Source organism: Cyanobacteriota bacterium (genome assembly GCA_027618255.1).
Lineage (GTDB): Bacteria > Cyanobacteriota > Vampirovibrionia > LMEP-6097 > LMEP-6097 > JABHOV01.
In genome coordinates this window covers 1-7,928 of record JAQCFG010000074.1, presented here as the reverse complement: position 1 = coordinate 7,928, position 7,928 = coordinate 1, and the positions used below count along the sequence as shown (strand labels likewise).

General features: G+C 37.7%; 9 protein-coding genes. 4 read left to right on the top strand and 5 right to left on the bottom strand.

What is annotated here, in order from left to right:
* Positions 1–264: 264 nt before the first annotated feature.
* Entirely contained in the window at positions 265–1,257 is a 993-nt protein-coding gene (locus O3C63_08790) for a hypothetical protein (protein ID MDA0773025.1), read from the bottom strand.
* 114 nt (positions 1,258–1,371) lie between these two features.
* On the opposite strand from O3C63_08790, the gene O3C63_08785 reads away from it, so the two are divergent.
* Positions 1,372–2,583 carry a methionine gamma-lyase family protein gene (locus O3C63_08785; protein MDA0773024.1) on the top strand — a complete coding sequence of 404 codons (1,212 nt, stop codon included), beginning with the start codon at positions 1,372–1,374 and terminating at the stop codon, positions 2,581–2,583.
* Here O3C63_08785 and O3C63_08780 read toward each other — a convergent pair.
* Complete coding sequence (locus O3C63_08780) at positions 2,564–3,343, bottom strand: hypothetical protein (GenBank protein ID MDA0773023.1); 780 nt, start codon at positions 3,341–3,343, stop codon at positions 2,564–2,566. The genes O3C63_08785 and O3C63_08780 overlap by 20 nt on opposite strands.
* Positions 3,344–3,421: 78 nt before the next feature.
* Here O3C63_08780 and murB point away from each other — a divergent pair, with 78 nt between their 5' ends.
* Positions 3,422–4,324: a UDP-N-acetylmuramate dehydrogenase gene (murB, locus tag O3C63_08775; protein ID MDA0773022.1), complete on the top strand. Its 903-nt coding sequence runs from the start codon at positions 3,422–3,424 to the stop codon at positions 4,322–4,324.
* Here the strand turns inward: murB and O3C63_08770 are convergent, their stop codons facing one another.
* Positions 4,325–4,813, bottom strand: a complete 489-nt coding sequence (locus O3C63_08770; GenBank protein ID MDA0773021.1) for a hypothetical protein — start codon at positions 4,811–4,813, stop codon at positions 4,325–4,327.
* A gap of 54 nt (positions 4,814–4,867) precedes the next feature.
* Here O3C63_08770 and O3C63_08765 point away from each other — a divergent pair, with 54 nt between their 5' ends.
* On the top strand, positions 4,868–5,158 hold the full coding sequence (locus O3C63_08765) for a hypothetical protein (GenBank protein ID MDA0773020.1): 291 nt from the start codon (positions 4,868–4,870) through the stop codon (positions 5,156–5,158).
* A complete protein-coding gene (locus O3C63_08760) occupies positions 5,133–5,759 on the top strand; it encodes a nucleotidyl transferase AbiEii/AbiGii toxin family protein (protein MDA0773019.1) in 627 nt (208 codons plus the stop codon). Before O3C63_08765 ends, O3C63_08760 begins: the two co-directional genes overlap by 26 nt.
* 98 nt (positions 5,760–5,857) lie before the next feature.
* On the opposite strand, the gene O3C63_08755 is transcribed toward O3C63_08760, so the two are convergent.
* Positions 5,858–7,075 (bottom strand): ATP-binding protein, encoded by a 1,218-nt coding sequence (locus tag O3C63_08755; protein MDA0773018.1) that lies wholly within the window; start codon positions 7,073–7,075, stop codon positions 5,858–5,860.
* A 47-nt stretch (positions 7,076–7,122) separates the two neighbouring features.
* The coding region (surE, locus tag O3C63_08750; GenBank protein MDA0773017.1) for a 5'/3'-nucleotidase SurE at positions 7,123–7,928 on the bottom strand (806 nt) is incomplete at its 5' end.

Sequence of the window (7,928 nt, the reverse complement as noted above, 5' to 3'; positions counted from 1 at the left end):
TCTTGACTGCAGCAATTCCAGTGGCAGCTCCAATGCTACCTGCTTTAATATTACTCATTCCTCTCTCCTTTTCTTACTTATTAGACTTGTTACGACAGTTCCATTCGTTTTATTCCGAATGTAGTGAAAACTCGAGAGCTTGCTCTCGGAGGATTGAACGGAATGACGATCAAAGTTTTGCCGTTTATTTTCGAAGAAAATAATCAATTTTGCGGATAAAACTCGGCGAGCTTGCTCCCGAGTGAGCAAAATTAAGGCAAAACTTTATACAATGTCTGAAAATATATTTATTACTGCAGTTGCCATAATGCCAGCTCTTGCAGCAATTAGAGTTGTTTTACCCCAGGCAAACTTCGGTTTGCTTTCACCCTCTGTTTTTGTTTCAGCTTCTCTTAGTGAATAGTCTTGACTGTCAAGTTGTTCTAAGCCATTTTGGCTCAAAGTCTTTTGACTAAAACCTTTGACTCGTTCTATATTAGCCATGATTGCTTTTTGTTTTGCTTTATTAGTTGTTCCTGCAAACTGGTCTTGGAGCTCATCTAGCTTATTGAATTGTTTTTTGAGTAGTCCAGTGACTCTGCTCGCTTCTTTCATACTAAAGTCTGGTCGATCTTTCATTGAGTTGATAATGTCTGTTTCTAGTTGAGCATCTCTTTGTTTCTTAGATGACTCTCTTATCGTTTTCACTTCGTCACTGTCGGACAAATCATTGATTTGTTCTTTAACTATAATGGCTTCAAGTCTTTTGAGTTTAGCTGCTACTTGATCTGCTTGGCAACTAGTTTGTTTTTCTCCCGTTGCATTGATTTCAAACTTGCCTCCCAGTTTCTGTGCTGCTGCAGTCATTTCTTCTTTGGCACTTGCTATCTCTGCAGCTTCATTTTGTTTGGCATTGGCTGTAGCTTCTTCTTTTTCGTTAAGTCTTTCTAAGATAGTTTGTTGTTTTGCTGGCGGTGCTTTTTTAGCTACTGCATAAGGATCTTCCCCCATAAGGTATGCTCCATCACCACCAATCTTGCTTGCTGCGCTCATTACATGGCTACTAAGCATATGGTTTAAAAAAAATGGTAGAAGCATTGAATGACTGGATTGTCTTTGATTACCAATTGTTGTTGACAAAATTCCAGTAATTACTGAAGCTAATGGTGCCAGAACTTGTGTTAAGTCTCTGAGTGCTGCTATATTTGCCCTTAAAACTCTTTCACTTTGTGGCTGCTCTAATCTATGTTGCGGTAGTGCCGCTTGTACTCTAGTCATTTAATTCTTCCTCTCTCTTTCCCTTGTTCTTTATAAAGTGTATGGACTCGATTAATTGATAAAATCTTAATTATTCAAAGCCAGTCGGTCTCTGCTTTTGCTATGATTGAGACAATGACGACAATTAATGCAAGCTCAAAATACATTGATATAACTGGAATTCAAGCTGATCTTAAATTAGTTTGGGATCGTTTTGATGAGATTAAAGATCGTACACAAATTAAAGTCTTGAACGCCTTCAAACAAGCCGGAATCCAGAACTCTCACTTCTCTTGGGTCACAGGTTATGGCTATGATGATCTTGGAAAAGACAAGCTAGATGAGTTGTATGCTGCATATTTTAATACTGAAGCGGCTTTGGTAAGACCTCAATTGGTTTCGGGTACTCATGCAATTGCTTCAGCGATTTTTGGTAACCTCAAGTCTGGTGATCGTTTGATTACAGTGGGTAAGCCCTATGATACTTTGCAGACTGTTTTTGATACGTGGATTGAGAGGTTTGGAGTTGAGTTGCAAATGCGTAGTGGCGATGAGGTCCTGACGTCGCTTTCGGCTCCTCAGGATGACGGTCGTAATGAGGTCTACTTTATCCAGCGCTCGCGCGGCTACGAATGGCGCGATTCTTATTCACTTGATTATATTGAAAAATTAATCAAGGAAATTAAATCACAAAATCCGAAAGCGATTGTCTTTGTTGATAACTGCTATGGTGAATTTACTCAAGAGCGCGAGCCGACTGACATTGGTGCTGATCTGATTGCTGGCTCTTTGATCAAAAACCCAGGTGGCGGTATTGTAGCGGCTGGCGCTTATATCGCCGGTAAGCTAGAGCTTGTAGACAATGCCGCTGACTTTGTTACAGCGCCAGGGATTGGCAAGCATGGTGGTTGTATGTTTGATCAAACCAGATTATATTTCCAGGGATTTTTTATGGCGCCACTTATTGTCAGTGAAGCACTCAAAGGGATGAGCCTTGCTGCCAAAGTCTTTGAAGAGATGGGGCTAGAGACTTTGCCGCGTTATGATGCTGAGCGCAATGATATTATTCAAGCTGTTAAATTTAATGATAGAGATAAATTAATAGAGTTTTGTAAAATTGTCCAGAATAACTGTCCAATCAACTCTATGTTTGCTCCTATACCAGATGATATCTCAGGCTATGATGATCAAGTTATAATGGCGTCAGGTTCTTTTATTGAAGGGTCGAGTATTGAGCTTTCTGCTGATGGTCCTTTGCGTGAACCTTTTGTTGGTTATTTTCAAGGTGGTTTAAGTTACGCACATACTAAGCATGTACTAGCAGCTATCATTGAGACTTTTCAATAATCCAAAGTTTGCTTTTGACAACTATTGGTCCGTAATGCTCTTCAAACTCATAGTAGTTTGGTTTAACCATGGTGCCATGCCCAAAGATTTCATATTCATTGATTGAACCTCTTGTGATCGCACGAAAGTGATCAACTTCATTATGTAGTCCTTCTGTGTGTAGTTTATAATCTAGGCTAGCTAAACTACCGTTGGTATCTCGCCACTCGGTTTGATATTTGACTTCTTTTGCAAAGTAAGTCCCTTCCACTTTGTTAGTATTTTTTTTGCCATCACTTTTGATGTGGAGATTTAGAAATTCTACTCCCGCTAGTTTAGCTACTACTTTCATTGATGCATTTCTTGGTAGACTTGCGCCGATTTTATTCTCGTATTCTAAATCAAATTCATTGAGTTTACCTGTGGCTATAATTCTGCGACCAAATAAGCCATGATTATGAACTTCAATATCAAGAATGGTTTTTTGATATGGTTCAGCAAATTCTGCTTCAAGGTTTTTGACATAATAGAGACGTTCTAATTTACATGACTTTTTGTCTTTGTATATTTCAGCATGGGCAAATGCTCGAATAGGTAAGATCGGTAAATAATTGGATGCTACTTTGTAGGGAGTGTCAAAGAGCGGATAGTTTTGTAGGTTCTCTTGGCATTGATCTACTGAGCTGCCGCAAAGTATATGTGTGCGTGCTTGAACTGACAGATTCAATACAAAAGCAATAATCAAAATTGAAAGGCCAGATTTAATGTTGAGTTTTTGCAATTATTCATTATATTCCATAATTTTGACATCTCAAATCGCTAATTTGCGTGTTATTCTATTGATATACCCTAGAAACCCATGTTAACAATAGAGCAAAATACAGATATATCCAAGTTGACGACTCTCAGGGTCAAAGCTAGTGCTGAGTTTTTTGCTGCGCCTGCTAATTTAGAGGAATTAATAGCTTTATTTCAAGAGATAAAAGAGAAGAATTGGTCTTGGAATATTCTTGGAGCTGGTTCGAATACTTTATTGAGCTCAAGACCTTTGAAAGGTGTATTAGTTTCAACGAATAATCTCGATTTTGTGACGAAATTGAGTGAGACTCAGTACGAGGTGGGCACCGGTTTACGCATGCCCAAGTTCTGTGCCCTTATGACTAGGGACTCACTTGCTGGAACAGAATTTATGGAAGGGATACCTGGCTCTATTGGTGGCGGTATTGTGATGAACGCTGGCGCGCATGGCGCTGAGATTTCTGATATTTTAGTTAGTGTCAAATTGCTCAACCTAGAAAGTCTTAAGATTGAAGTGAGAATGAATGATGATCTAGATTTTGCGTACCGCTCTTCCAATATTGATTCGCAAACTCATTTATTGGTTTCAGCTATTTTTAATTTGAAACCAGATGACAAAGATGCAATTAGAGCAAGAGTGCAAGCAAATAACAAAGCAAGAACAACTAGGCAACCAATTAAATCATATACCTGTGGTTGTACTTTTAAAAACCCACAAGCTGGTTATGGTGCTGGTCAATTGATTGATGATCTTGGTATCAAAGGTCATCGTGTTGGTGATTTTGTGATTTCTAATTTACATGGCAATTTTTTTGAGAACCATGGTGAAGGAACCTCGTTTGATTTTTGTGAATTGATGAAGTTTGTTCAGACTAAAGCTAAGTCAGAGAAAGGCATGTCGCTCAAACCTGAAGTCAAGCCTATGGGTGATTTTAGTGAAGAAGAAATGGGGATTTGGTCTTGATTATTGAGCTTCACTAGCTCTCGTTAGACCAGTTAGGTCTAGCAACTGTTGAAGAATCTCTGGAGCATTCTGGTCACCACTATAAAAGAAATAAGTCTTGTTGATTGTGATTGCCTGAGTTGTTTTGTTTGGATTAATTGATTGAGGAGTTGTGCTCTGCGGGAATTGCACTTTGATGACATCACCGCGCTTGTGATAGTCTTGCTTCCATGGGAAGCTGTTGTGATAATCAAGTTCTTGTAACTTACTGAGTAATTCAATTTGCGGCTCTGCTTGATTGAAACTAGTTTGAAAAATCTCTGAACTATTAGATGAGTCCTGAAGAATTGTTTTTTCAACTAAGCCATCTTTAAAATATCTAAACTCAGTAATTCGATCTGCAGCAATATTGCGCGCTTCTATTTTAAACAAGAGTAGATTGTTTGTTTTTAGAGCTGGTTGAGTGCAACTAGTTAAAAAGATACTGAGTAATACTAGAAGGCGTTTCATGATGCTTATATTTTAACCTGCTAAACTAACTTAGTTCGGGGTATAATATATTAAGTGAAACCTAAGGCTTCTAAATTAGATGAGTCATTTAAAGGCATAATGTGGTCTTATGATTTTGATCAATTAGATTTAAATAGAGATAAGCAGTCAATAATTATTAATACTATTAATTATGGGAATTTAGATCAATGGAGATGGATCAATGATTATTATGGTCTAACCCTGTTGAAGCAGACGATAATGTCTGTACCAACAACAGCAATACGCTCACGTGTTAAGCCCTTAGTGAAATTGATATGGTCAATAACGGATTTTAATAATGAGATTAGAAGTATTAAAAAATGAAGCCAAGGAACTCCTTCCTTATTTGGAGGGACAAAAGGATTTTTACTTGGCAGGTGGTACTGCTATTGCTTTGCAAATAGGACACCGAATATCAGTAGACTTTGATTTTTTCTCAAAGGATATACTACCTAAAACATTATTAACTAAGATTCAAAAAAAACTTAAACCTAGATTTGCTGTAGAAGTACTGGTAAATAACTCTGAAGAGTTGACTATGCTTGTTAATGGAGTCAAGCTAACTTATTTGTATTATCCATTCCCTTTAATTGAGCCTTTATTTGTTGAATCTGGTTTAACAATGCTATCTCTTGCTGAATTGGCTGCAACAAAAGCTTATACCGTCGGTAGAAGAGGTGAGGGGAAAGATTATATCGATCTTTTCTATCTTTTGAAAGATAAACATGTTGATTTGGCAACCTTACTCAAGCTAGCATCCAAAAAGTATCAAACTGATTTTAATGATAGGTTATTTCTTGAACAGCTTTTATATTTAGAGGACATTAATCTTGCGGGCGTTATATTGTTAAACGATAAGGATTTAAAGAAAGAACAGTTGAATAGTTTTTTTGAAGAAGAAATTAGTAAGTTGAAGCTATCATGATTTTGAGTAGACAAAGGATTAAAACTTCAAATTAGAACCTAATTCATCAAGTTGATCATAGTAAGTCATATCAAAGCGAACTGGACTAAGTTTTGTTATTAGATAAAGCAAGCTGGCACTTGATATATCTTTTCACTCAATTGCCTTATTTCATTAGCGTTATTGATTATCAAGCCATAAGGACATGAAAATTCTTCAATGAAATGCTTGAGATTGGTAAGTTGATCTTTTTTGAAACTAGAACCAGTTTTGATTTCAATGGGGATTAATGATTTAGAGCTTTCGATAACCAAATCAATTTCTGCTTTATTTTGGGTTCGGTAGTAATAGAAACTAGGTTTTGGTAAAATATTTTGAAGGTTTTTGTGGATTTGTTCTTGAACAAAGCTTTCCCATATTAAACCAAATTTGGCTTGGGTTTGCATTTGGTCAAGATCATGTAGTTTGTAGCTATAGTTAATTAATAAAGTATCTCTTAGGTAGCCTTTGGGCATTTTAATAAGTCGTTTTTTGGAATTGCGATCAAAAGCTTGGAGTTTAGACCAGATGAAAGTACCTTCTGCAATTTCTAGATATTTTTTGACGGTTGGTTCAGAGATACCTAAAGAAGTTGCGTAGTTTGAGTACTTAATGGTTTCACCCGAACTTTGTGCAAGCATCATTATGAGTTTGCGGTATTTTTCAAGCTCTAGATTTGGAAAGAGTGCCCGAACGTCTCTCTCTATGTAGGTTCTAAAATAATTTTCTTGCCAGGCTCTATAAAAATTGATATCTGCTCTTGCCAAAAATGGTTCAGGGTAAAGTCCGTAAAAACAGAGTTCAAGTAATTCTTCTCTACTATAAAGCGCTTTGAGGCTAGAGAATTTGGCTGGAGTGTCAAGAAAATCATAGAATCGTGATTTAGGTTTTGCAAGCGCTTCATTCCAAGCTAAGCAAGGTATGTCTACGATTGCCACTCTGCCTGCAAGTGATTCGCTAATATTGTTTAAGAGTTGAGGAGAGCTAGATCCGCTTAGGAGATAACGGCCAGTTTTTTGTCGATCTTGATCGATAGATACCCGAAGTGCTTTGAATAAATTAGGACAGTGTTGGGCTTCATCAATAATTATTGTCTCTTTTTGGTTTTCTAAAAAGAACTGTGGATCTACATTGATGAAGTCAAAATCACTCAAGTTCTCAAGATCATAAAACTTGGCTTTAGGCAGGACTTTTTTGAGCAAAGTACTCTTGCCAACTTGCCTTGCCCCAATCAAAACTACACAAGGAAATTGATTGAGGTATTCTTTTATTTTTTTCTCAAGATTTCTTTTTAGCATACCAAGATAATCTGAAGTCTACCCTTGGATTAGCTTGGTGTCAAGGGCTAAAACTTCAAATTAGAACCTAATTCATCAAGTTGATCATAGTAAGTCATATCAAAGCGAACTGGAGTAATCGAAATCTTGTGATTTAGCAGGGCATAACCATCTGTGCCGTCTACTTCAAGCCCTTCTATTGGTGCGCCAGCCAGCCAGAAGTACTTATTGCCGCGAGGGTCTTGTCTTTCTTCATAGTTCTCTTCATAGGCTCTATTACCAAGTTTGGTTATTTCTACACCGCGATATTTGTCGCTTGGTCCTGGTGGAATATTGATATTGAGGAAACTGCGGTTGGGGATTAGCTTTGGCAGGTCGTTGTTTTTGATAAACTCTCGTATCCATTCAGCTGCAGGATCAAAATCCTTGGAGCTATAGCTATAAAGAGATGTTGCAATTGCTGGTACCCCAAGTAGCATCGCTTCCATTGCAGCAGATACTGTACCTGAATAAAGTACATCTATACCAAGATTGGGTCCATGATTAATTCCTGAAACCATTAAGTCAAACTTGATGTCTTTGAAGAGCGCTCCTAGAGCGACTTTGGAGCAGTCGGCGGGGGTGCCTGAAGTCATGTGTGCTGCTTTGGCGTTGCCAATTAGATCGCTGGTCTTAGCTAGGCTAACCATAAGTGGTTTGTGCAAGCTCATTGAGTGACCGGTTGCTGATCTCTCTCGATCGGGCGCACAGACATAAACCTCATGGTCCTTTGCTAATGCATTTGCTAGAGCTCTAATTCCTTCAGCCCAAATTCCATCGTCGTTACTTACTAATATTTTCATGTAGGTAATTATATTATGCCCTATAATTTTTA